The following is a 23,075-nucleotide window of genomic DNA, read 5'->3' on the forward strand; positions in this document are numbered from 1 at the left end:
CAAAGTCGAGCCGCGCTCGTAGAACCCCGCAACACAAAAACCATTCTTCCGAGGAGATTCACGATGCTCCGCTTCGCCTCCGCCGCACTTTTCGCATTGTTCCTCGCCGTCCCGGTGGCGGCGCAGGTGCCCGAAGGATTGATGATGAGGGTGGACCGCAGCACGAACGCCGCCGATCCGGACGACGTTCCCGAGGTGACGATCACGACCGTGGGGAGCGGATTCCAGGTAAATACGGGTCCGGCAGCAGTCCTCTGGAAGGCCGACCAGACCGCGACCGGGGCCTACACGCTCCGCGGCCGCTTCACCCTCCAGGCTCCGAGTAGCCACCGAAACTTCTATGGGCTGGTGTTCGGCGGCCGGGATCTTGGGGGCGCCGGCCAGAATTATCTCTACTTCATGGTCGCCCAGACCGGTGAGTTCATCTTGATCCATCGGGCGAACAGCGAAACCACCCACACGGTTCAGGCCGCCACCGCACACCCCTCGATCGTCGTTCCCGACGCGAGCGGGAAGTCCGTGAATGAACTCGAGGTGAGGGTCGGCGCGAGTGAGATCGCGTACGTCGTGAACGGCACTGTCGTCCACACGACGCCGAAGTCGGGGATGACGGGGAACACGGACGGGATCTGGGGCGTCCGGATCAATCACGTCCTCCCCGGCGTGCTCGTCGAGAACCTTGGGGTGACGACCGGGAACTGAACGGGCGCGGGGTGTATCGCGCGCGCGGTGGGAAACCGAGGCCCGGGCGAGAATTCGCCCGGGCCTCGGCGCGTCAGGGAAGCTGCATGAGCACGGGCTTGAAGAGCACGCCGATCGGACTCTCCAGCGGGCCCTGGAACACGAAGCTGGCGGCCACATCGAAGTCCACGAGCACGACGGTGGTTTCTCCCCCCTCGATCACGACACTCCCACTGTCATCTTCTTCGTCTTCCTCTCCGTGAAGGATCACGCGATAGAATCCCGACGGAACTGTGAGCTCGATGTCGGATGCTCCACCTGCGAAGGTGTAACCATCGGCCAAGGCGAGCCGCGCCTCATCCACGACGAAGCGAAGTTGCCCGTAGCTTCCCTCGGGGATGGGGACCTCGCCCGTGAGATCGAGGGTCACTCCATTCTGGAGGTCGAGGAGTTCCATCTGATGCGGTTCCTCCGGACCATTGAACAGGTCCACATGGCCTTCTCCTCCTCCCGTCAGATAAATCCGAGAGATGGTGACTTCGGCCGATTCGATCGCTTCGAGGGGGAAGTCCGTGAGAAGAACTTGGATCGTTCCGTCTCCCCGTGGGCCATTCGGGTCCGAGGCGCACCCGACCGCGAAGGCATCCAAGGGACATCGCAAGGGGCATGAAGCGACGAAGAGTCCCGACAATTCGACTGCACTGGATGGAGTGCATCAGGAATCTCCTTCTCAGGACACGGTTGGCTAAGAGGTTGAGAGTCGGAAGTGACTCCTTCCGGTCGCCGGCGTGCCCCGGAAATTCCTGCAGGTGCCGTGCCTCGGACGCGGTTTGGCAGGGAGACCGAACCGAGTCCGAGTGGTGCCAAGGGTCCGCGGCTCGAGCGCGGGTCGGGACTGGGCGGCACGCCTCCCCCAAAAAAAAGAAGAAAGTGCCGTTCCGGGGGGGCTTTCTTCCCCCCCGGGGAGCGTGACTACCAGCCTTCCGCGGCCGGGTCGCCGGGATCCGAGGAGAGGAACCGCACCAACTCCGTGTTCACGATCTCGGGCACTTTTTCGTGCGGATTGTGCCCAACGCCTGGAATGAGCACGACCTCCGCATTCGGAAGCGCCTCCGCGGCCCGACGCGCGTCGGCGGGGAAATTCGGGCCATCCTCTATCCCCCCGAGCACCATGGACTTGGTCTCGATGTGCGGCCAGTCGTTCACCACCGAATCCATCGAGTGGAGGTTGTTTCCGAGCGCGCGCACGTAAGCCAGCCGAGGCCATTCGGCGGAGAGGCGAACACCATGACGAATCCTCAGGTGCTCGAGGTACTCGGGGCGCCAGGACACATAGCGGTTCATGCCTGTCCGCACGTCCGTCTCGTAGGCGGCCTGCAAATCGGGCCCGACCACCACGGCGCCGTCGAAGGGACGGAAGCCGCGCCCCGCCCGATAGTCCGTGAGCCCAACGGGGTTCGCCATTACCATGTGCGTCGTCCTGTCGGGATACAGGAAGGCGAAGCGTGTGGCCATTACCACCCGTAATAACTCCCGCCGTGTAGGAGCACGACCGTTTGTCCGTTCGCCGGTCCGACGGGGGCGACATCCATGTACGCGATCCGCACGTCCTGCCCGTAGAGATTCAGGTTCAGGAAGTGCACCGGATGGGGATACTCGATTTCTTCGAGATTGATCGAGATGGGGCCCCATTCGGCGGGAGGGGAAGGGGGCGGCGATGCGCTCTGGGCGCCGAGGTCGGCGAAAAAAACGACCATCAGAGTTCCGAGCGCCAGCGATAGGGCAACGTTATCCCTCGTTCGACCGGACATGGTCCTCCTCCTCGTTATGGGTCCCTCTCTGAAATGCATCTTAGCGTCGCGGGGGGTGGCGTTCGAGATTCACCACTCGACGCGGGTATCCCGGAAGCCGCCCGTTGTTCAAGCTGGCGAATACTTCATGGCCGAAGAGCCCACTCGCACGAGAATCGGGCGCTCGAAGACGCGGAAGGACAGGGCCGCGAGCAAGAAGGACGCAATGACGGCGATCGCGGCGGTCCCGAGCCCCGCGCTCGCTTCGGGCGGACGGCCCATCAGGCCGAAGACGAAGTACAGCGGCACATGCACCAGGTAGAGGCCATAGCTGATCCGGCCGGTGTCCCGAAGAAATCCGAATCGGAAAATCCGCCCGATCGGCCCGTTCGCCACCTCGCCGTGCAAGACGGTCAGGAGCGCGGCGCCGGAAAAGAGGGTGAACCCCAGAAGCATGACCGGTCCGACCCACTGGTGCGTGACGAGGAGAGCGGTGGGAAGGATGACGAGGGATGGAATCCCGAGAGCCAAGGCCCAGCGCAGGATCCGGCGCGGCGTTTATCGCAGGTAGGTTTCGTGAATAGCGATCAAGCCGCCGAGGGCGAGGGAGATCATTCGGTACGAAGTGATTCGGTAAATGAGTCGGTCGGCCTCGGCGGGGAGGGAGGGCTCCAACGCGGCGGTGACGACGGCGAGGAGGAGGGCGACAGGAAAGATCCCCCAGGGGATCAGGCGGGCCAGGCGGCCGGCCTCACCGCGTACACGAGGAAGGGCCAGCCCAGGTAGAAATGCTCCTCCACGGCGAGCGACCAAGTGTGCTCCAGCGGGGAAAGGGGGTCTTCTCCACCGCGTAATAGAAGTTGCAGAGGTCAAGGGCGGCCCAGAGGATGTAGCTCCCCGGCTGCCAGAGACCCACCACCAACAGGGTCAGGTAGTAGACGGGGAAAATCCGCGCGAAGCGGCGCTTGAAGAAAGTGCCGAGCGAGGCTCCCCTAGCGCGATCGAAGAGAAGGATCCGTGTGATTAGAAAGCCACTCAGGACGAAGAAGATGTCCACGCCGAGATAGCCGGGACGAATCGCGAACCCGACGGCGGCGGCGAGCGGCCCGAAGAGGTCGTCGGGAAGGTGATGCCAGAGGACGAGGAGGACCGCGAGCCCGCGGAGGCTGTCCAGCGCCGGGAGGTGGTCGCGGATCGGGGGTGCCTGGGAGATGGTCGGAGGTGCCGACGGAGACGTCACCGACTCGTGTCCCTCTCTAAAGCTTCGGCAGGGTCACGCCGTGCTGGTCCTGATATTTCCCCTTTCGGTCCTCATAGGCCGTATCCGGCTCTTCATCGCTCTGGAAAAAGAGGAGTTGAGCGATCCCTTCGTTCGCGTAGATCTTCGCGGGGAGAGGGGTCGTGTTCGAAATCTCGAGTGTGAGGTAGCCGCGCCAGGTTGGTTCGAGGGGCGTGACGTTCACGATGATTCCGCAACGCGCATAGGTGCTTTTGCCGACGCACAAGACCAGGGTGTCTCGCGGAATCTTGAAGAATTCGACGGTCCGCGCGAGGGCGAAAGAGTTCGGCGGGATGATGCACGAGTCGGCGTTCACGTCCACGAAGGAGCGGTCGTCGAAGTGCTTCGGGTCCACGACGACGCTGTGGACGTTTGTGAACACCTTGAACTCCGGCGCGACGCGGATGTCGTAGCCATAGGAGGAAACCCCGTAGGAGATCGTTCCCTCGCGTACCTGGCCGGGCTCGAAGGGCTCGATCATCCCTTGATCTTGGGCCATCCTTCGAATCCAACGGTCGTTCCGGATGGTCATCTTCAGGTCGCTTGCAGGAGGGGTTGATGTGCCTGGACCCGGTCGTCGTCGGCGCGACCGCCGGGGAGTATAGGGGGGTCGGCGGGGAAGGGCAAAGGCGGCCTCAGGAAGGTGACTGGAATCCCCTGAAAATCCTGAAAACACAAGGATTTCGCTGGGTTGACACCCCATCCCGCTTCGGGATAGATTCGAGGGACCGCCAAGTGAACAATTTCACAAGCGTTACCCTCTCCCGACAATGTCATCGAGCTACCTCCCAGTCCTGATCCTGCTGGGGGTATCCGTCCTCAATGCGGTTGGGATGCTCGCCGCCTCGCACCTCCTCAATCCGCGGCGCCCCACCGCGGAGAAAGAGATGCCCTACGAGTCGGGGATGGTTCCTCTCGGCGACACGAGGGCGCGCTTTTCGGTGAAGTTCTACATGGTGGCGCTTTCGTTCATCATCTTCGACCTCGAGGCGATCTTCCTGATCCCCTGGGCCGTAGCGATGCGCGAACTCGGCTGGGGCGCCTTCGTGGCGGTCGCGATCTTCAACGCCGTCCTCGTCGTCGGACTCGTCTACGAGTGGCGGAAGGGGGTGCTCGACTGGGCATGAGCGAGCGCACCCGACTTCCGGTGACCTCGAGCGGCAGCGGTCTCCCCGGCGGGATCTTCGGCGAGGGAACGCCGGCCTTCCTGACCACGAAGGTGGACTACGTGGTGAATTGGGCCCGGCGGAGCTCCCTCTGGCCGATGCCCTTCGGGACGGCGTGCTGCGCGATCGAGATGATGGCGTCTGCCGCCTCCAATCAGGACCTCGCGCGTTTCGGCATGGAGCGAATGGCCTTCTCTCCGCGCCAGGCCGACGTCCTCATCTGCGCGGGGCGCGTCCCCTACAAGCTGGCGCCGGTCCTGCGCCGGATCTGGGACCAGATGACGCAGCCCAAGTGGTGCGTATCCATGGGCGCCTGCGCCTCCTCGGGGGGTGTTTTCGACGTGTATTCGATGGTGCAGGGGATCGATACGATCATCCCGGTGGACGTGTACGTCCCAGGTTGTCCGCCTCGCCCGGAGGGATTGATCTACGGTCTCATCATGATCCAGGAGAAGATCCGGGGAGAATCGCTGGCACGGCACCGGGAGCTCCGCGAGGAGGATCCGGCGCGCGCCGGGCGACCACGAGCAAACGACGACGAGGTTCGTGCCCTTTCGGGGCCCTTCGGGAACTCGACGAGCCAGGGTTGGACGCCCGGAGGGGAGGAGTGATACCGGAGACCGCCCTCGAGCGGTCCGGCGCCGGCCACCCGACCGTCGAGGCGGCGACGGTGCGCTTCTCCGACGCCATCCTCCGCCACGAGGTCGTCGCAGGCGACGAGCACGTCGTCTTTTTGGCTCCGGAGCGGATGTTCGAAGTCCTTCAGTGGATGAAAGATGAGCCAGATCACCTCTATAACTTTCTCTCTGATGTCACCGCGGTAGACTTTGGCGGCGGGCGGCCGATCCAGGTGGTCTATCAATTGTACTCCATTCCCCACCGGCGGGCTCTGCGCGTCAAGGTCGAGCTCCCGCCCCCGGATCTCACGGTGGACTCCGTCGTTCCGCTTTGGGCCGGGGCGGATTGGCTCGAACGGGAGGCCTGGGACATGTTCGGGGTCCACTTCAGAGGGCATCCCGACCTCCGTCGAATCCTGATGCCGGAGAACTACGCCGAGGGTCACCCCCTTCGGAAGGACTTCCCGCTCCGGGGACGTTTCTCCCGGGCGGAGCAGACGCGCCGCGCCCTCGCCCTCGAAGTCGAAGATCATTACACCCCCGCGGAGTTCTCGGAGGGAGGCGAGCCGCAGGTCGTCCCCTGGCAGGAGGTAGGAGGGGGCGCGGTTCGGAAGGCGCCGCCGAAGGGCTCGGAGACGGCCTCAGAAGACGCGGAGGAGCGTTAGCCCATGTCGAAGCGGACGCTCGAGCTGGACGTCTCGCGGGGCCCTGAAACCGGGATGGACTTCCGTCCCCGCCCCGGGGCGGCCAGCCCCATTGACGTGGACGTGCCGGACCTCGGCTCGCAGCACATGTTGATCAATGTCGGACCGCAACACCCGGCGACACACGGCGTGCTTCGCCTGGTCCTCGAGCTCGACGGGGAGACGGTGATCCGGTGTATCCCCCATATCGGATACCTCCACTCCTCCTTCGAAAAACTCGGCGAATTCCGGACCTGGAATCAGATCGTCACACTGACGGACCGGATGGACTACCTCGCTCCTCTCATCTACAACTGCGCCTACGCGATGGCGGTGGAGAAGATGATGGGCGTGGAGGTGACGGAGCGGTGCAAGGTGGTGCGGGTGATTTGCATGGAGCTGGATCGGATCTTCTCGCACCTCCTCTGGCTCGGCACCTGGGCGATCGATGTCGGAGCGTTCACCCCCTTCCTTTACGCATTCCAGGAACGGGAACGGGTCTACAAGCTGCACGACGAGCTCACCGGAGCGCGGATCACCACCTCGGCCACGCGGATCGGGGGAATGATGGCGGACCTTCCCGCCGGCTGGGCGGAAGGGGTCCGCGACTTCGCGAACACCGTTCCGAAAACGCTCGACGAGGTGGACACGCTTCTGGCGCACAATGGGATCCATCTGGGCCGGACGCGCGACGTCGGCGTCATCTCGGGGGAAGACGCGATCAACTGCGGGTTCTCCGGCCCCAACCTGCGCGCCTCGGGGGTCCCTTACGATCTCCGGAAGGACCGACCGTACTACGACTACGAGACGTACGACTTCGAAGTCCCGATCGGGGAGCATGGCGACTGTTACGATCGTTACCTCGTCCGCATGGAGGAGATGCGGCAGAGCTGCAAGATTCTGAACCAGGCGCTCGACCGCCTCCCCGGCGGTCCGATCAACGTGGACGACCCGCGAATCTCCCTCCCTTCCAAGACGGACTGCATGAACGACATGGAGTCCATGATCCACCACTTCAAGCTGATCATGGATGGAGTTCAGGCGCCGCCCGGGGAGTCGTATTTCGCGGTGGAAGGGTCGAAGGGGGAGCTCGGAATGTACGTCGTCAGCGACGGGGGGCCCAAGCCGGTCCGCTGGAGGATTCGGCCCCCCTCCTTCGTGAATCTCTCTGTGATTCCGCGGCTCGTCGAAGGCGGCCTCCTCGCCGATGTCATCGTCGTGAACGCGAGCCTCGACATCGTGCTCGGAGAGATCGACCGGTGAGCGACGGAAGGACGCACCGGGATACCCCGTTTAGAAATCCCGGCTGGGCCGGAAACACGGGGGAGTTCGATCTCACCGAGGCCCAGGTCCGGGGCGATGACTACGTCGCGACCCGTCCCCTGGACGGTGGGCACGCCTCCGGCGCCCCGACCTATCCATACTTGCTTGCCGAGAAGGATCCCTCCGCGCCTCTCTTCGAGGGCCCCTATCGGGTGCGTTTCGATAAAATTCTCACGCGTTATCCCGACCGTCAGGGCGCCCTCCTTCCCGTCCTCAACCTCGCACAGGAGCTCCGGGGCCACATCTCGCCCGAGACGATGGACGAGGTGGCCGGAATGCTTGGCCTCGCGGATGCCTACGTCCGTGGGGTGGCAACTTTCTACACGATGTACAACAAGCGGCCGGTGGGCCGCTATCTGATCCAGGTCTGCACAAACATCTCCTGCAATCTCTGCGGGGGGGACGAGGTGCTCGCTGCCTTCCTCGAGCACGCGGGGGTGGAGTTGGGCGGAACTTCCGACGACGGCCTTTTCACCGTGACCGAGGTGGAATGCCTTGCCGCCTGCGGATTTCCGACCGCGGTCCAGATCAACTCGCGGTACTACGAAAATGTGATACCCGTTGGCGTCCCCGACCTCCTCGACCGGCTCCGGAGAGGGGTGCAGTAGATGGCGTATCCCTACACCCACGAGAAGGAAGTCCGCCTTCTGAGCCGCGGCTGGGGTGATCCGGCGGCGCGGACGCTTGCCGGTGCAAGGGCGATGGGCGGGTACGAGGGGCTGGCGAAGGCGCTGGAGCTCGGACGCGAAAAGGTGATCGAGGAGGTGAAGGCGTCGGGGCTCCGGGGGAGGGGAGGGGCCGGCTTCCCCACCGGGATGAAGTGGTCCTTCATGCCGAAGGAGAAAAGGGGCCCCCACTACCTCTGCTGCAACGCCGACGAGTCCGAGCCGGGAACTTTCAAGGACCGTGAGCTCCTGCGCTGGACGCCGCACCAGTTGATCGAAGGGTGCCTGATCGCGGCGTACGCGATCCAGGCCGAACACGCCTACCTCTACTGCCGGGGTGAGTTCTTCGAAGCGAACCAGGTGCTCGCGCGGGCGGTCGCAGAGGCATACGAGGCCGGGCTCGCCGGGGAGAAGATCCTGGGCTCGGGCATCACGATCGATCTGACCGTGCACCAGGGAGCGGGGGCCTATATCTGTGGGGAAGAGACTGCCCTCATGAACTCGCTCGAGGGGCGCCGCGGCCTCCCTCGGGTCAAGCCTCCGTTCCCGGCCGCAGCCGGACTCTTTAACCGCCCGACGACGATCAATAATGTCGAGACCCTTTGCGCCGTCCCGCACATCATAAAAAACGGAGGCGCCTGGTATCGGCAGTGGGGAAGCGAAAAGAGCCCGGGCACGAAGCTCTTTTGCGTGAGTGGGCACGTGGTGCGCCCGGGGAACTACGAGCTTCCCCTCGGCTTCCCGCTCCAGGAGCTGATCTACGACGTCTGCGGCGGCTTTCGCGAGGGAAGGCGGCTCAAGGCGGTGATTCCCGGGGGGAGCTCCGTCCCCATCATGTCAGAAGCGGAGTGCCTCGACTGCTCGCTCGACTACGAGGGGGTCGCCGCGAAGGGGTCCATGCTCGGGTGCGCCTCGGTGATCGTGATGGACGACAGCACGAACATCGTGAAGCAGGTCCGCAGAATGGTGGACTTTTACGCCCACGAATCGTGTGGACAATGCACTCCCTGCCGCGAAGGGACCACCTGGCTCTCGCGAATCCTCGTCCGAATCGAGACCGGGCGCGGAACCGAGGAGGACCTCCAGACCCTGCTCGACCTGGGAAAGCAGATGACCGGGACGACGATCTGCGTGCTATCGGATTCCGCGGCGGCGCCCGTCGCCTCTTCCATCCAGAAGTTCCGCGACGACTACCTCGCCCTGATCCGCCAGGGCGAGGCGGTCGGGGCCGCCTGAGGAGCCGATGGACGCGCCGAAGCCGCAAGCGGTCACGCTGACCATCGACGAGCGGGAGGTCACCGTTCCGAAGGGGACGACGATCCTCCGCGCCGCGGAGTCAATCGGGATCGAGATTCCCCGGTATTGTTACCATCCGGGGCTCTCCTCTCCGGCCCAGTGCCGGATTTGCCTCGTAGAGGTCGTGGGGGCGCCGAAGCTCGCCGCCTCCTGCGTGACGGAGGCGATGGAGGGCCAGCAGGTTCGGACGCAGAGCGAGCCTGCCCTCGAGATGCGCCGCGGTGTCCTCGAGTTCTACCTCGCCAACCATCCCCTCGACTGCCCCATCTGCGACCAGTCGGGTGAGTGCAAGCTCCAGGACTACGTACACGCGGAGGGGCGTGAGCACGGCCGGAGCCGCGAGCCGAAGCGCGTCTTTGGTAGGGACGACTTCGGAGGAGACGTCCTCTTTTACGGGGACCGGTGCGTCATGTGCACGCGCTGCGTACGCTTCATGAACGAGATGGCCCAGGATCCGCGGCTGGCCGTCGTCGAGCGGGGGAACCGTTCGATCATTGACACCTTCTTCGACGAGGGGGTCGAAGGGTCGCCCTACTCCGGAAACATCGTGGACATCTGTCCGGTCGGGGCGCTCGTCTCGAAGGACTTCCTGCACAAGGCGCGCGCCTGGGATCTCGAACACACGCCGTCGGTCTGCCCGAATTGCTCGCAGGGGTGCAATATCGAGATCCACACGCGAGACAACCTCGTCCAGAGGCTGAAGCCCAGGGATAACCCCGAGGTGAACCAGTACTGGATGTGCGACTACGGACGCGCCCGGTACGAATGGCTCAACCGGGGGGACCGCATCGAGGCGCCACTCATCCGCACCGGAGAGCGTGACGCCCGGGCCGCTGCCTCTTGGGAGGAGGCGATCCGCGCGGCCGCGGCCGAGCTCGGGGGCGCGGAAGGCCCCGTTCGCGCCGTCGCATCCGCCTTCGTGTCGAACGAGGCGCTCGTGGCGCTCGCCACCCTCGTCGAGGCGCTGGGAGGGGGCGAGATCGTCTTCCGCTCACCGCGCACCGTGGGAGAGATCCCTCTCCCGGGCTTCGAGAAACTCGCGCGCCGGGAGGACCTGGCCCCGAACCGGGAGGGGGCGGAAGCTCTCGGAATGAAGCGAGTGGGAACGAACGACGCGACGGGAGGACTCGAGTCGCTCGCCGCGCACGCCGGGAAGCTCGTCGTCTTGGGCGACGAGCTCGAGGATGCGGGCCCGGAGTTCGGCGCGGAAGCCGCGGCCTACCTCTACCTCGGCAGTTATCCGACGGAGGGAGCCGGGCGCGCGAAGGTCGTCCTGCCCATCACGACCTTCGCCGAAGAAGAGGGGAGCTTCACGAACCACGCCAGAATCGTCCAGCGGTACGAGCCGGCGCTCCAGGCCCCCGGGATGGCGCGCCCGGCTGCCACGGTCCTGGAGGCGCTTCGTGCGGCGCTCGGGACGCCGGCCGGGGCGCTCGCAGGACGCCGAGGAAGCTGAACGGTGGAGACGCTTTCGCCCACCGCCTTCCTGGTCGCCTCGGCGATCAAGGTTCTCGTCGTGTTCACGGGGATCCTCGTGGTCGTGGCGTACACGACGCTCGCGGAGCGGCGCGTATCGGCCTTCATCCAGGACCGGCTCGGTCCGAATCGGGTGGGACCCTTCGGACTCCTCCAGCCGATCGCGGACGGGATCAAGAACATCCTGAAAGAAGAGACGATGCCGGCGACGGCGAACCGCTTCTTCTTCGTCCTCGCCCCCTCGCTCGCGATCATCCCCGCGCTCGTGACCTTCGCGGTGATCCCTTTCGCGGCTCCGCTCCCGACGCCGTGGGGTGTCGTGGACATGGTCGTGGCCGACCTTCCCATCGGAATCCTTTATATCCTGGCGCTCTCGTCCCTCGCGGTTTATGGGCTTTTCCTCGCGGGGTGGTCGTCCAACAACAAATATGCCTTCCTCGGGGGCGTGCGCTCGTCGGCGCAGATGATCTCGTACGAGGTGGCGCTCGGGCTCTCTCTGGTCCCGGTCCTCATGCTCGCGGGGAATGTCACGTTGACCGAGATCGTGCACGAGCAGCAGGCGATGGGAATCTGGTTTCTCTTTCCCCTCTCGCTCGCCTTTGTCCTCTTCGTGATTTCTTCGTTCGCGGAGACGAACCGCCTCCCCTTCGACCTTCCCGAAGCCGAGTCGGAGTTGATCACCGGATACCACACGGAATATTCGGCGATGAAGTTTTCGATGTTCTTCATCGCGGAGTACTCGCACGTCCTGACGGCCTCGGCCCTCATGGCGACGCTCTTCTTGGGCGGATGGAGCATCCCCTTCTGGTCCGGCGACGAGATGTTCTGGTACGAAGGAGCCCTTATCTCGGGGTTCACGGCCGCAGGCGACGCGATTCCCGCCAGCCCCGCGTGGTGGAAGTCGCTGCTCACCTTCCTCTCCTTCGCGGCGAAGACAGGGTTTTTCATTTTGCTCTTCATCTGGGTGCGGTGGACCCTGCCACGCTTCCGCTACGACCAGGTGATGCAACTCGGGTGGAAGGTGATGCTCCCAAGCGCTCTCGCTTACCTGATGCTCGTCGGGGGGACGATCCTCGCCCTCGATCAACTCGGTGTGGAGGGATTTGCTTTCGGCGGAGTCCTCACCCTCGTGAGTGCGGTGGCCACGGGCTTCTTCATCTTCGTCCTCGATCGCGGACGGATCATCCGCGGGGCGGCGATGAGGGAGGGGTCGGGATGACGATCTCGGTCAAAGTCATGCGGCGTCCGGAGCCGGGCGAGACCTCGTATCTCCGCGCCACGCTCAGGGGGATGGCGCTCACTTTCAAGCACCTGGTGAACCCGAAGAAGGTCACCGTCGAGTACCCGGAGGAACGCCCGGATCTCTCCCCCCGTTGGCGGGGAACGCATGTCATGGAGACGCATGCGGACGGGCGTCCCAAGTGCGTTGCGTGCGGGCTCTGCCCGACCGTCTGCCCGGCGAACTGCATCCGGCTTGTCGGGGGCGAAGACGACATGGGGAACCGTTACCCCCTCGTCTACGAGATCGACGAGTTCCGCTGCATCTTCTGCGGAATGTGCCAGGAGGTCTGCCCCGTCGAGGCGATCCATGTGGGCGTCCACTTCGAAAACGCGGAGTACACTCGCGACCGCTTCGTCTACGACCTCGACCGGCTGATGGCGCAGGAGCATCCGAGCACCCTGCTCTGGGATCCCTCCGACGGCGCCTCGGAGTGAGCGCTCCGCCGCATGGCTGACGTCCTCTTCTACGTCTTGGCGGCAATGGTCGTCGGTGGGGCGAGCGGGGTCGTGCTCCAGCGCAGTCCGGTCGGGAGCCTTCTCTTCATGGTCGGGACGCTCGCCTCCGTCGCGGGGATCTTCGTCCTCCTCGAGGCGCACTTCCTCGCGGCCGTCCAGGTCATCGTCTACGCGGGGGCCATCATGGTCCTCTTCCTCTTCGTGATCATGCTTCTGAACCTGGGGCACGATTACCAGGCCGACATGAAACGGGGATTCGGGGCTTTTTTCGCTTTCGGGACCACCGGGCTCATGGCGGGACTCCTCGCTCGGCAGTTGGGCGGTGCGGGAGAAAATCCGATTTACCAGTACTTCCCGGGGCCCGATGGGATGGATCGCATCCTCGCGGAGGAAGGGGTGATCGGAGCCGTCGCGCGGCCACTTTTCACCGAGTACGTCGTCGCCTTCGAGCTCGTCGGAATCCTCCTCCTGGTGGCGCTCGTGGGTGCGGTGGCGCTCGCCCGCGGGAGGGGATGACCTGATGCTCCCCGAAAGCCTGATCCTGGGTGCGATCCTCTTTGTCATCGGAACCTTCGGCGTCCTGGTGCGAAGGAACGCGATCATCATTTTCCTCTGCATCGAGATCCAGCTGAACGCAGTGAACCTGACCTTCGTGGCCCTCTCGCGGTACCTCGGGATCGAAGGGCAACTGTTCGTCTTTTTCGTGATGACGGTGGCGGCGGCAGAAGCGGCCGTGGGACTCGCGATCATCATCTCCATCTTCCGTCACTACAAGTCGGTGAACGTGGACAACTTCAACCTCCTGAAGTGGTGACCTGATGGGCGAGTTCGAGCCTCTCCTTCCGGGGGCGATCCTCCTCCTTCCCCTCCTCGGCTTCGTGCTGAACGGGGGGCTCGCGCTCGCATCGGGGATGCGAGGGGCGAAGGCGCTGCGCGCGGAGTCGGGAAGCGGTCACGCGGGCTCGGACGGGGTCCACGCCGGCGGGGACGCGCGGGGCGAGGATCCGGGTGCCTCGGATCACGCGAAGCCGGGGGATGAGGCCCGGGGTGAGGGTCGCGCGCTGACGCATGTCCTCCCCACCTGGATCGGTCCGGGGCTGATCGGCGCGGCTTTTCTCCTGACCGCCCTGAACTTCCTCCGGATGGCCGGAGCGGAGACGCACGAACCGGTGATCCGGAGCTACTGGACCTGGATGGCGACGGGCTCCTTCACGGTCGAGGTGGCCCTCCAGCTCGATGCGCTTTCGATGATCATGATGTCGGTGATCACGGGCGTGGGTTTCCTCATCCACGTCTTCAGCGTCGGATACATGAGGGAGGACCCCGGCTATGCGCGTTATTTCGCGTATCTGAACCTCTTCGTCTTTTTCATGCTGGTCCTCGTGATGGGGGCGAGTTTCCCGGTAATGTTCGTGGGGTGGGAGGGAGTGGGGCTCTGCTCCTATCTCCTGATCGGGTTCTGGTTCCAGGACCGAGAGAAGGCCGACGCGGGGAAGAAGGCCTTCATCGTGAACCGGATCGGGGACTTCGGATTCCTCCTCGCGATCTTCCTTCTTTTCGCGAATCTCGGGGCGGTGGACTACCTCGGGGTCTTCGCGGTGGCGGAGGAAGGACTCGTTTACGGTGGCGGGGTTGCCACGGCGATTGCCCTCTTCCTCCTCCTCGGGGCGGTGGGGAAGAGCGCGCAGGTCCCTCTTTATGTCTGGCTTCCGGACGCGATGGCGGGCCCTACGCCGGTGTCCGCGCTCATCCACGCCGCGACGATGGTGACGGCGGGCGTCTATCTGGTGGCCAGAGCGGGCGTCCTCTTCGCGCTTGCGCCCATCGGGGCGGCGGCGGTCGCGACGGTGGGGGCCGTCACGGCCCTTTTTGCCGCGACGATCGCCCTCCAACAGAACGACATCAAGAAGGTTCTCGCGTACTCCACCGTCTCCCAGCTCGGCTTCATGTTTCTCGGCGTCGGGGTCGGCGCGTACGCGGCGGGGGTCTTCCACCTCATGACGCACGCCTTCTTCAAGGCGCTTCTTTTCCTCGGCGCCGGCGCCGTCATCCACTCGATGCACCACGCGCTCCACGCGACGCACTCGAAGTGGGACGCGCAGGACATGCGGAACATGGGCGGGCTCCGCCGCTTCATGCCGCTGACGTGGGCCACGATGGGGATCGCGACACTGGCGATCGCGGGGGTCTGGCCTTTTGCGGGCTTTTTCTCGAAGGACGAGATCATCTGGTACGCCGGGGCGTCGGCCGGAACGGGGTTCGGCGCGCTCTTCACGGTGTTGTGGGGGATGTCGCTCGCCGCCGCAATCCTCACGGCCGTTTACATGACGCGCATGATGATGTTGACCTTCCACGGGTCGAATCGGACGGGGGCGAAGGAGGCCGGACACCTCCACGAGGCCCCGCTCACGATGACGGTGCCCCTGGTCATCCTGGCGGTCCTCTCCGTTTTTGGCGGATGGATCAACGTCCCCGAATCCGTACATCAGTCCGTGTTCGGCGGCTTCGGGCTTCTCCCGATGTCCGAGTGGCTCCATCACTGGCTGGAGCCGGTCACGGAGGCGGCGACCCGGATCCGCGAGGCGCATCTGGGCACGTACGCGAGCGCCGCCCCGCTCGGAGGCGGACATGTCACCTGGGGCGCGATTACGACGGGGATCGCGTTGGCCGTCGTCCTGCTTACGGCGCGATCGGTCTCGCGCGCCGAGGTCCGTCCGGCCGTCTCATCCGTACCGCCTACGGGGTTCGCGAAGGTCCTCCACGACAAGTGGTACGTGGACGAGTTTTATGATCGCGCGATCGTTCGGCCGGTTCTCTCCGTATCGCGCTTCGCCTGGCGATGGATCGATGCGTTCCTGATTGACGGCGTCGTGAACGCGGTGGGACGGGTCACCCGGGCCTTTGGCTGGATCGGCTCCCTCTTCCAGACGGGTCAGGTGACGACTTATGCCTTTGTCCTCACTCTCGGCGCCCTGGCGATCCTGGGCGTCCTGATCCTGTGAGGCACATGCGATGACGGGGCTCCTCGACGGGATCGGATTCGAAAGCTGGGGACTTCACGCCCTGATCTGGCTTCCCCTGCTGGGCGCGGTCACCGTCCTCGCCGCTCCGGCCGCGCGGGCCAAGGAGGTGGCCTTCGGGTGGACGCTCGGAATCTTCGTTCTGAGCCTCGGCCTCTGGTGGAGCTTCGATCCGGCTGGTGAGCTATTCCAGCTCGTGAGCCGCACTTCCTGGATTGCCCGATGGGGAGTGCACTATGCGCTGGGTGTGGACGGGATCTCGATCTTCATGATCCTCCTCACGACGCTCACGATGGCTCTCGCGGTTCTCGGATCCTTTCGGTACATCCGCGAAAAGGAGAAGGGGTTTTACGCCCTGATGCTCCTCCTCGAGACCGGGATCGTGGGGGTCTTCGCGGCGATGGATCTCTTCCTCTTCTACGTCTTTTTCGAGCTGACCCTCGTCCCGATGTACTTCATCGTCGGAATCTGGGGCGGGGGAAGGCGAATCTACGCGGCGGTCAAGTTCTTCCTCTATACCGCGTTCGGTTCGCTCCTCATGCTCGTGGGGATCCTCTACCTGTACGTCCGAGCAAACGAAGGGGCTGCTGCCCCGTCGTTCCACTACCTCGACCTTCTTGGAGCGCCCCTGTCGGCGGCCGAGCAGCTCTGGCTCTTCGCGGCCTTCGCCCTCGCCTTCGCCATCAAGGTTCCGGTCTTCCCGCTTCACACCTGGCTCCCCGACGCACACGTGGAGGCCCCGACTCCGGGGTCCGTCGTCCTCGCCGCGGTCCTCCTGAAGATGGGCACCTACGGGCTCCTGCGATTCGCTCTCCCCTTCTTCCCGGACGCGGCGACCGATCCGACCGTCGTGCTCGTCATGCTCACCTTGGGTGTCGTCGGGATCGTCTACGCAGCCTGGGTCGCGGCCGTTCAGCCGGACGCGAAAAAACTCGTGGCCTACACTTCGGTCGCGCACATGGGGTTCGTGGTGATCGGGTTCTTCGCCCTCACGGTCAACGGGATCCAGGGCGGTCTCATGGTGATGGTCTCTCACGGAATCTCCACGGGGGCGCTCTTCCTCCTGATCGGCATGTTGTACGAGCGGCGGCACACGCGAGAGATCGCGGACTTTGGGGGACTTGCCCGCGTGGCTCCCCTCTTCGCCACCGCCTTTGTCATCACGGCCCTCGCGTCCATCGGGCTCCCGGGAACGAGCGGATTCGTCGGCGAGTTCCTCTCCCTCCTCGGGACCTTCGAGCGGCATCCCGTCATCGCGCTCGTCGCGACGACGGGGGTGATCTTTGCGGCGTATTACATGCTCCCCATGGTGCAGCGAATTCTCTTCAACGAGCTCGACAGTCCCGAGAACAAGGCGCTTCCGGACCTGTCCGTGCGGGAGATCGCGATTCTCGTTCCCCTGATCGCGCTCATGATCGGGCTCGGTGTCCATCCGACCCCCGTTCTCGAGCGGATGCGCCCCGGGGTCCAGGCGATCGTGGAGTTCGTCGAGGGCGGCGGAGAGAGTGGACGGCTCATCGAGGCGGCGCGGGACCTTCGGCCCGTGCCGAGCTTCGTGATGGAGGCGGAAGGGGAAACGAGATGACGCTCGCCTTCGACTCCTCGATGGACTTCCTCTGGGCCCTCCTCCCGGAGGCCGTGCTTGCGGCGTGGGCCATGGCCGTCCTCCTCGCGGGTGTCTGGGGCGAGGAGGAGGCCCAGCTCTCCCACGGCTACGTGCAGGCCTTCGCCTGGTTCTCCGTCGCGGGAATCGCCATGGCCGCCCTGTTGAACGGATGGCTTCAGGGGGTGTCGGTCACGGCGGACGCCGGAATGATCACGGTGGACGGCTTCCGCTTGTTCGCGAACTGGATCTTCCTCCTCGGTGCGGCGCTCGTCGTCCTCTTCTCTGTGCCCTACGTGCGCCGCCGGCGACTGCAACCGGGGGAGTTCTACGCTCTCATCCTCCTCGCCACCGTGGGGATGATGGTTCTCGCGGCCACGATGAACCTCATCCTCCTCTTTCTCGCGCTGGAGACGATGGCCATCGCCTCGTACGCGCTCACCGCTTTTAATCGGCGGGACCGGCGTTCCGCCGAGGCGGGCCTCAAGTACTTCGTTCTCGGAGCGTTTTCCTCGGGCTTTCTTCTCTACGGGATCGCGCTTGTTTGGGGGGCCACGGGGAGCGTCGAGCTCTCCGAGATCGCCGGGGCTGTCCAGGGAGGGGCGGGGTTCGGCGGGCTTCTCGGTGCCGGGATGGCGCTCCTGGGTGTCGGATTCGCCTTCAAGGTCGCGGCGGTCCCTTTCCACATGTGGGCTCCGGACGTCTACGAGGGAGCGCCGACTCCCGCGACGGCACTCATGGCCGCCTCGGTGAAGGCGGCGTCCGTGGTGGCCCTTATGCGGGTCTTCCTCGTCGCCTTCCCGGGGCTCTACGAGTCCTGGTTCCCGATCGCCTGGTGGCTCGCGGCCCTCACGATGATCGGGGCAAACCTGCTCGCCCTCGCGCAGAGCAACGTGAAGCGAATGCTCGCCTACTCTTCCGTCGCACACGGGGGTTATCTCCTGGTAGGACTCGCGGCGGGGAACGAGGTCGCGACCGCGGGCGTCCTCTTTTATCTCTTCGTCTACACGATCATGACGGTGGGTGCGTTCGCGATTCTGATGATCGTCTCGGAGCAGGGGGAAGAGCGGCTCCAGCTCGACGACTTCGCGGGATATGGGGCCACACGGCCGGCGGTCGCGCTCCTGCTCACGATCTTTCTTCTCTCGCTCGCGGGTTTTCCCGGGACGGGAGGCTTCGTGGCGAAGATCTATCTCCTGCAGGGCGCGGTGGCGAGCCAGCTTTGGACGCTGGCGGTGATCCTGGCGCTCACCACCGTGGTGTCCTACTTCTACTATCTGAGGGTGGCGTGGACGATGTGGATGCGACCGGCACCCGAGTCGACCGTGCCGCGTCCTGAGGCCGGCATTCCAGGGTCGGTTCGGGCCGCCCTTCTCGTCTCGGCGGCCGTGATCCTCTTCCTGGGGATCCTTCCCGGAGGACTCCTGGAGGGAGCGCTCACGGCCGCCGATGGGCTTGGCGTATTCGATGGAGTCCTCGGCCAGGTCCCCTAGTTCAGGCTGTTTCCCTTCGCCGCCACGCGCGGTGCGACATCCACATCCGACCCGAGGCTCGAAATTCCAGCATGAGTATTCCGGCACACGTTTTCCGCGAGTACGACATCCGGGGGATCGTAGGGAAGGACTTCACCCCTGAGCTCGTGCGCTCTGTCGGACAGGCGTACGGGAGCGTGCTCCGCGAGACGCTCGAAGGGGCCGGGAAGGGGGGACGAAACGCGGTTGTAGCGGTCGGGAGCGACAACCGACCGTCGTCGCCGGAGCTCACGAATGCCCTCGCCGGGGGGCTCGAGGCGAGCGGGGTGGACACGCGCTTGTTGGGGACCGTTCCGACCCCGACGACTTATTGGGCCGAAAAAGCGCTCGGAACGGACGGTGTCCTCCAAGTCACCGGTTCGCACAATCCTCCCGAATGGAACGGGATCAAGATGACGCTCCTCGGGAAGCCATTCTACGGGAAAGCGGTTCAGGGGCTTCGCGCGCGCATCGTCTCCGGCCAGCTTCGAGAAGGGGAGGGGCGCCGGGAGTCGGTTCCGATCCTGGATCGTTATCGCGAGGACCTCGTCGGGCGGTTCACGTTGGAGCGGCCGGTGAAGGCCGCCGTGGACTGTGGGAATGGGACCGGATCGGTCGTAGCCGTCCGGCTCCTGGAGGAGATCGGGGTCGAGGTCCTTCCGCTCTATTGCGACTCGGATGGGACCTTTCCGAACCATCACCCCGACCCGACGGTGGACGCGAATCTGGAGGAGCTGATCGAAACCGTGCGGCGCGAGAAGGCCGATCTGGGGATCGCCTTCGACGGAGACGCGGACCGTATCGGCGTCGTGGATGGCGAGGGGCGGATCATCCGGGGCGACGTCCTCCTCCTCCTGTTTGGGCTCGACCTCCTCGAGCGCCGCGGCCCCGGGCAGCTCCTCGTGTACGACGTGAAGTGCTCGCAACTTCTCCCCGAGATCTTCGAAAAGGCCGGGGGGAAGGCGATCATGTGGAAGACCGGACACTCCCTGATCAAGGAGAAGATGCGGGAGACCGGAGCCCCGATCGGCGGTGAGCTCTCGGGCCACATTTGTTTCGCCGACGACTACATTGGAAGTGACGACGCGCTTTACGCCGCATGCCGCCTTAGCGCCCTCCTCTCCCGAGCCACGACCACTTTGGCGGCGATGACGGACGCTTTTCCCAAGTACTCCTCCACGCCGGAGCTCCGGATCGAGGTCTCCGAGGAGAAAAAGGTGGCGATCGTGGAAAAGGCCGTGGCGCACTTCCGGCAGGGGCACGAAGTCGTGGACGTGGACGGGGCCCGCATACTCTTTGGCGACGGGTGGGGACTGTTGCGCGCATCGAATACTCAGCCCGTCCTCGTCGCCCGCTTCGAGGCGCGCACGCCGGAACGCCTCGCCCAGATTCGGGGCGAGGTGGAGGGATGGCTCGCGGACCAGGGAGTCCATGTTTGAGCGCTTCCGCCACACTCTGAAAGGGGGTCGCTTTCTCCTCGGCGGCTTCCTCCTCCTCCTATTCCTCCTCTTCGTCGGTCGTTGGGGGGTGGCGATCTACGTGGACCTCCTCTGGTTCGCGTCCCTCGAGCTGACGGAAGTGTACTGGACCCGAGCCCTCTGGGAGTGGGGAGCGCGGCTCCTGGCCGGGGGGATCGCGGGAGCGCTGACCTGGGTCAACTTCAGGGCCGTCGCCAGATCCTTTCAGGGACTGCAGGTGCGGCGAAAGTTCGGCGACCTGGAAATCCAGGAGCAGCTTCCCGAGGCATACATACGGTGGGGAATGCTGCTCACCGCCGCGTTCGGAGCCTTTTGGTTCGCGACCGCGGTTCCGCAGGGATCGGGGCTCCGAGGGATGCTCTTGTTGAACGGGGGGGCTTTCGGCATCGAGGAGCCCATCCTCGGCCAGGACCTGGGCTTCTACGTCTTTGTGCTCCCCGTCCTCCAGACCATCGTGACCTTTGGGCTCGTCCTGGTCCTCTTTCTCGCTGCGCTGGCGATCGCGGGATACGCGGCCACGGGGGCGATCGTCTGGAGCGGGGGTCGAGTCGTGGTCGCGAGGGCGGCTCGCGTTCACCTAGGGATGCTCGCCAGCCTGGCGCTCCTCCTCGTCGGATTCCGGTTCTACTTCGCCCCTTTCGACCTTCTCCTCGGGGGCACTTCCGGGGTGCAGGGGATTTTTGGATACACGGACGAAAACGCCCGGATTCCCGCCTACCGGATGATGGCCTTCCTCTCTCTGGTGACGGCTGCGGTCGTCTTTTGGGGGGCCAGGAAGGGCCGGCTTCTTCCCGCAGGAATCGGTGGGGCGGCGCTCGCCCTCGTGGGACTTGCCGCCGTCGAGGTCTATCCGTCACTCGTGCAGCGGTTTGAGGTCCAACCCAACGAGCTCGATCGGGAGAGAGAGTACATCCGGGAGGCCGTTCGCTTCACTCGGGCGGGGTTCGGGCTCGAAGAGATGGCGCGGTCTCGACTGGGTTACTCCTTTCCCGACTCGGAAAGCTGGAGCGCGAGCCTGGAGCGCCTGGAGCGTCTCCCGGTTTGGACCATGGGGACCCTCCTTCCCACCTTCCGCCAGCTCGAGGCGAGGTTTCAGTACTACGAGTTTCACGAGATCGCCTTCGATCGCTACGAGTCGGGGGGCCGGCTGGTTCCGGTCGCTCTTTCCGTGCGGGAGATCGATCCGGGCGGCATCCCGGCTCCCGTGAGCTGGCAGAATCTCCACCTTCGGGAGCGGTACATCGCCGGCTTCGGTGCGGTGGCCGGATTGGCTCACCGCGTCACGGAGGAGGGGCGCCTCCCGATGTTCCTCACGGCCATCCCCCCGGACTACCGGCAGGGCGAAGGGGTTCCTGAGGGGATGGCGCTTGCCCGGCCTTGGATCTTCATCGGGAGCCGCCCGCAGCTCTACGCGGTGATCACCCCCAGTGAGGAGTCCTTCCTCGATCCGAGCGGAGCTCCCGGTGTACCTGGCGTGGACTATCCGCGCGGAATCGCGATGGGTTCGATTCTGCGCACCCTCGCCCTCGCGTGGCGCTTCCAGGACGCGAATTTACTGCTTGCATCAGAGGTCGAGGCCGGGAGTCAACTCGTGTTTCGGCGTGACGTCCAGGAGCGAGTGCGGGCCCTGGCCCCCTTCCTCCACCTTCCGGAGGCGCCATATCCGGTGATCGCGGAGGGGCGCATCGTCTGGATTCTCGAGGGGTTCACCCTCTCTCGGTCGTACCCCCTGGCCCAGGCGCACGAGATTCCGGGAGAGCGCCCGGTTGCGTACCTCAGGAACTCGGTGAAAGCCACGGTGGACGCGGTGACGGGCGAGACCCGACTCTACGTCGCCGATCCGAACGACCCGGTCCTCGCCGCCTACCGGAGGGCCTTCCCGACCCTCTTCCGCGATCTCGCGGAGCTTTCGGAGGATGTCGCGGAGCACCTGCGTTACTCCCGTTATCTCCTGGACGTCCAGAGCACGGTTCTGACACGTTTTCACCAAGACGATCCGGCGGTATTTCATGGCCAGCAAGACCGGTGGTCCCTCGCCACCGAACTCTCTTCGACCGAAGAACCCGTTCCGTACGACCCGCAGTACACGCTCATGGTCCTTCCCGGGGAAGAGGTCGAGTCCTACGTCGTCTCCACCCTCTTTGTCCCCCAGGGGCGACAGAACCTCGCCTCCTTCCTCGCAGCGCGCTGGAGCGAAGCCGCGGGGGGCGAGCTTTTTCTCTGGGACCTCCCCGCGGAGGACCAGGTCCGGGGCCCACGACAGATCGAGGCGATGGTGGAACAGGATCCCGTGATTTCCCAGCAGTTCTCCCTCTGGCGGCAGGGAGGGAGCCAAGTCTGGACGGGGCACCTCCATCTCGTCCCCGTGGGACGCACCCTCCTGTATATGGAACCCGTTTTCCTGGCTGCGGACGCCGACGCGATCCCCGAGGTGCGCCGCTTCCTCGTGAGCGACGGCGACCGTGTCGCCATGGAACCCACACTGGCCGGCTCGGTCCTGGCGCTGGCGTCCGGAATTGTGGGTGCGCCGGCCGAGGGGATTAGGTCCGACGAAGGCGCGCCGCCATCCTTTCCCATGGCGGCGACGTCCGAGGAAGCTCTGGCCGCGCTGGAGCGGGCCGAAGCGGCGGCACGGCGGGGCGATTGGGAGGGTTATGGGAGGGGGCTGGAAGAGCTCCGCCAGATCCTGGCGCGCCTGGGGACCCCGCCCCAGCCCTGAGAGGGGTGGGACAGTTCCACGGGGTCTCTCT

General features: G+C 65.0%; 23 protein-coding genes. 17 read left to right on the top strand and 6 right to left on the bottom strand.

The features are described 5' to 3' along the window. The first annotated feature begins 63 nt into the window (after positions 1–63). Positions 64–702: a hypothetical protein gene (locus tag WEG36_15995; protein MEX1259098.1), complete on the top strand. Its 639-nt coding sequence runs from the start codon at positions 64–66 to the stop codon at positions 700–702. 73 nt (positions 703–775) lie between these two features. On the opposite strand, the gene WEG36_16000 is transcribed toward WEG36_15995, so the two are convergent. The 6 genes from WEG36_16000 to dcd all read right to left on the bottom strand — a co-directional run bounded on the left by WEG36_16000 (position 776) and on the right by dcd (position 4,282). Then, positions 776–1,330: a DUF4382 domain-containing protein gene (locus tag WEG36_16000; GenBank protein MEX1259099.1), complete on the bottom strand. Its 555-nt coding sequence runs from the start codon at positions 1,328–1,330 to the stop codon at positions 776–778. Between the two features lie 323 nt (positions 1,331–1,653). Further along, positions 1,654–2,196: an alpha/beta hydrolase gene (locus tag WEG36_16005; protein MEX1259100.1), complete on the bottom strand. Its 543-nt coding sequence runs from the start codon at positions 2,194–2,196 to the stop codon at positions 1,654–1,656. Next, the gene (locus tag WEG36_16010; protein ID MEX1259101.1) at positions 2,196–2,492 is read right to left on the bottom strand and encodes a hypothetical protein; all 297 of its coding nucleotides are present in this window, start codon (positions 2,490–2,492) and stop codon (positions 2,196–2,198) included. The genes WEG36_16005 and WEG36_16010 overlap by 1 nt, the downstream gene beginning before the upstream one ends. A gap of 108 nt (positions 2,493–2,600) precedes the next feature. Then, positions 2,601–3,002, bottom strand: coding sequence for a hypothetical protein (locus WEG36_16015; protein MEX1259102.1), 402 nt, complete (start codon positions 3,000–3,002; stop codon positions 2,601–2,603). A 220-nt stretch (positions 3,003–3,222) separates the two neighbouring features. Beyond that, the gene (locus WEG36_16020; protein MEX1259103.1) at positions 3,223–3,711 is read right to left on the bottom strand and encodes an acyltransferase; all 489 of its coding nucleotides are present in this window, start codon (positions 3,709–3,711) and stop codon (positions 3,223–3,225) included. Positions 3,712–3,727: 16 nt separating this feature from the next. Next, positions 3,728–4,282, bottom strand: a complete 555-nt coding sequence (dcd, locus tag WEG36_16025) for a dCTP deaminase (protein ID MEX1259104.1) — start codon at positions 4,280–4,282, stop codon at positions 3,728–3,730. A gap of 238 nt (positions 4,283–4,520) precedes the next feature. Here dcd and ndhC point away from each other — a divergent pair, with 238 nt between their 5' ends. The 16 genes from ndhC (at position 4,521) to WEG36_16105 (ending at position 23,044) form a co-directional block, all read left to right on the top strand. Next, positions 4,521–4,877, top strand: coding sequence for an NADH-quinone oxidoreductase subunit A (gene ndhC / locus WEG36_16030; GenBank protein ID MEX1259105.1), 357 nt, complete (start codon positions 4,521–4,523; stop codon positions 4,875–4,877). After that, positions 4,874–5,527, top strand: a complete 654-nt coding sequence (locus WEG36_16035) for an NADH-quinone oxidoreductase subunit B (GenBank protein ID MEX1259106.1) — start codon at positions 4,874–4,876, stop codon at positions 5,525–5,527. The genes ndhC and WEG36_16035 overlap by 4 nt, the downstream gene beginning before the upstream one ends. Beyond that, positions 5,524–6,198: an NADH-quinone oxidoreductase subunit C gene (locus tag WEG36_16040; GenBank protein MEX1259107.1), complete on the top strand. Its 675-nt coding sequence runs from the start codon at positions 5,524–5,526 to the stop codon at positions 6,196–6,198. Before WEG36_16035 ends, WEG36_16040 begins: the two co-directional genes overlap by 4 nt. Before the next feature lie 3 nt (positions 6,199–6,201). Beyond that, positions 6,202–7,479 (top strand): NADH dehydrogenase (quinone) subunit D, encoded by a 1,278-nt coding sequence (gene nuoD / locus WEG36_16045; protein ID MEX1259108.1) that lies wholly within the window; start codon positions 6,202–6,204, stop codon positions 7,477–7,479. Beyond that, on the top strand, positions 7,476–8,147 hold the full coding sequence (locus WEG36_16050) for an NAD(P)H-dependent oxidoreductase subunit E (GenBank protein MEX1259109.1): 672 nt from the start codon (positions 7,476–7,478) through the stop codon (positions 8,145–8,147). Before nuoD ends, WEG36_16050 begins: the two co-directional genes overlap by 4 nt. Beyond that, a complete protein-coding gene (gene nuoF, locus WEG36_16055; protein MEX1259110.1) occupies positions 8,148–9,440 on the top strand; it encodes an NADH-quinone oxidoreductase subunit NuoF in 1,293 nt (430 codons plus the stop codon). A 7-nt stretch (positions 9,441–9,447) separates the two neighbouring features. Continuing rightward, the gene (locus tag WEG36_16060) at positions 9,448–10,956 is read left to right on the top strand and encodes a 2Fe-2S iron-sulfur cluster-binding protein (GenBank protein ID MEX1259111.1); all 1,509 of its coding nucleotides are present in this window, start codon (positions 9,448–9,450) and stop codon (positions 10,954–10,956) included. Between the two features lie 3 nt (positions 10,957–10,959). Next, positions 10,960–12,195 carry an NADH-quinone oxidoreductase subunit NuoH gene (gene nuoH / locus WEG36_16065; protein MEX1259112.1) on the top strand — a complete coding sequence of 412 codons (1,236 nt, stop codon included), beginning with the start codon at positions 10,960–10,962 and terminating at the stop codon, positions 12,193–12,195. Beyond that, on the top strand, positions 12,192–12,692 hold the full coding sequence (locus WEG36_16070; protein MEX1259113.1) for an NADH-quinone oxidoreductase subunit I: 501 nt from the start codon (positions 12,192–12,194) through the stop codon (positions 12,690–12,692). Before nuoH ends, WEG36_16070 begins: the two co-directional genes overlap by 4 nt. A 12-nt stretch (positions 12,693–12,704) precedes the next feature. Then, positions 12,705–13,229, top strand: a complete 525-nt coding sequence (locus WEG36_16075; protein MEX1259114.1) for an NADH-quinone oxidoreductase subunit J — start codon at positions 12,705–12,707, stop codon at positions 13,227–13,229. 4 nt (positions 13,230–13,233) lie between these two features. Beyond that, positions 13,234–13,527, top strand: a complete 294-nt coding sequence (gene nuoK / locus WEG36_16080; protein MEX1259115.1) for an NADH-quinone oxidoreductase subunit NuoK — start codon at positions 13,234–13,236, stop codon at positions 13,525–13,527. A gap of 4 nt (positions 13,528–13,531) precedes the next feature. Further along, positions 13,532–15,715 (top strand): NADH-quinone oxidoreductase subunit L, encoded by a 2,184-nt coding sequence (nuoL, locus tag WEG36_16085; GenBank protein ID MEX1259116.1) that lies wholly within the window; start codon positions 13,532–13,534, stop codon positions 15,713–15,715. Positions 15,716–15,725: 10 nt separating this feature from the next. After that, the gene (locus WEG36_16090) at positions 15,726–17,318 is read left to right on the top strand and encodes an NADH-quinone oxidoreductase subunit M (GenBank protein ID MEX1259117.1); all 1,593 of its coding nucleotides are present in this window, start codon (positions 15,726–15,728) and stop codon (positions 17,316–17,318) included. After that, the gene (locus WEG36_16095; protein MEX1259118.1) at positions 17,315–18,829 is read left to right on the top strand and encodes an NADH-quinone oxidoreductase subunit N; all 1,515 of its coding nucleotides are present in this window, start codon (positions 17,315–17,317) and stop codon (positions 18,827–18,829) included. Before WEG36_16090 ends, WEG36_16095 begins: the two co-directional genes overlap by 4 nt. 71 nt (positions 18,830–18,900) lie before the next feature. Continuing rightward, positions 18,901–20,286 carry a phosphomannomutase/phosphoglucomutase gene (locus WEG36_16100; GenBank protein MEX1259119.1) on the top strand — a complete coding sequence of 462 codons (1,386 nt, stop codon included), beginning with the start codon at positions 18,901–18,903 and terminating at the stop codon, positions 20,284–20,286. Beyond that, complete coding sequence (locus tag WEG36_16105) at positions 20,279–23,044, top strand: UPF0182 family protein (GenBank protein ID MEX1259120.1); 2,766 nt, start codon at positions 20,279–20,281, stop codon at positions 23,042–23,044. The genes WEG36_16100 and WEG36_16105 overlap by 8 nt, the downstream gene beginning before the upstream one ends. Positions 23,045–23,075: the final 31 nt, after the last annotated feature.

The sequence above is a fragment of the Gemmatimonadota bacterium genome, assembly GCA_040882465.1.
GTDB lineage: Bacteria > Gemmatimonadota > Gemmatimonadetes > Longimicrobiales > Gaopeijiaceae > JBBEBG01.

What these genes read in the sequence shown, in the direction of transcription:
- WEG36_15995 (MEX1259098.1), top strand. Translation starts at nt 64, where the DNA reads ATGCTCCGCTTCGCCTCCGCCGCACTTTTCGCATTGTTCCTCGCCGTC.
- WEG36_16005 (MEX1259100.1), bottom strand. Translation starts at nt 2,196, where the DNA reads ATGGCCACACGCTTCGCCTTCCTGTATCCCGACAGGACGACGCACATG.
- WEG36_16010 (MEX1259101.1), bottom strand. Translation starts at nt 2,492, where the DNA reads ATGTCCGGTCGAACGAGGGATAACGTTGCCCTATCGCTGGCGCTCGGA.
- dcd (MEX1259104.1), bottom strand. Translation starts at nt 4,282, where the DNA reads ATGACCATCCGGAACGACCGTTGGATTCGAAGGATGGCCCAAGATCAA.
- ndhC (MEX1259105.1), top strand. Translation starts at nt 4,521, where the DNA reads ATGTCATCGAGCTACCTCCCAGTCCTGATCCTGCTGGGGGTATCCGTC.
- WEG36_16035 (MEX1259106.1), top strand. Translation starts at nt 4,874, where the DNA reads ATGAGCGAGCGCACCCGACTTCCGGTGACCTCGAGCGGCAGCGGTCTC.
- nuoD (MEX1259108.1), top strand. Translation starts at nt 6,202, where the DNA reads ATGTCGAAGCGGACGCTCGAGCTGGACGTCTCGCGGGGCCCTGAAACC.
- nuoF (MEX1259110.1), top strand. Translation starts at nt 8,148, where the DNA reads ATGGCGTATCCCTACACCCACGAGAAGGAAGTCCGCCTTCTGAGCCGC.
- WEG36_16060 (MEX1259111.1), top strand. Translation starts at nt 9,448, where the DNA reads ATGGACGCGCCGAAGCCGCAAGCGGTCACGCTGACCATCGACGAGCGG.
- WEG36_16070 (MEX1259113.1), top strand. Translation starts at nt 12,192, where the DNA reads ATGACGATCTCGGTCAAAGTCATGCGGCGTCCGGAGCCGGGCGAGACC.
- WEG36_16075 (MEX1259114.1), top strand. Translation starts at nt 12,705, where the DNA reads ATGGCTGACGTCCTCTTCTACGTCTTGGCGGCAATGGTCGTCGGTGGG.
- nuoK (MEX1259115.1), top strand. Translation starts at nt 13,234, where the DNA reads ATGCTCCCCGAAAGCCTGATCCTGGGTGCGATCCTCTTTGTCATCGGA.
- nuoL (MEX1259116.1), top strand. Translation starts at nt 13,532, where the DNA reads ATGGGCGAGTTCGAGCCTCTCCTTCCGGGGGCGATCCTCCTCCTTCCC.
- WEG36_16090 (MEX1259117.1), top strand. Translation starts at nt 15,726, where the DNA reads ATGACGGGGCTCCTCGACGGGATCGGATTCGAAAGCTGGGGACTTCAC.
- WEG36_16095 (MEX1259118.1), top strand. Translation starts at nt 17,315, where the DNA reads ATGACGCTCGCCTTCGACTCCTCGATGGACTTCCTCTGGGCCCTCCTC.
- WEG36_16100 (MEX1259119.1), top strand. Translation starts at nt 18,901, where the DNA reads ATGAGTATTCCGGCACACGTTTTCCGCGAGTACGACATCCGGGGGATC.
- WEG36_16105 (MEX1259120.1), top strand. Translation starts at nt 20,279, where the DNA reads ATGTTTGAGCGCTTCCGCCACACTCTGAAAGGGGGTCGCTTTCTCCTC.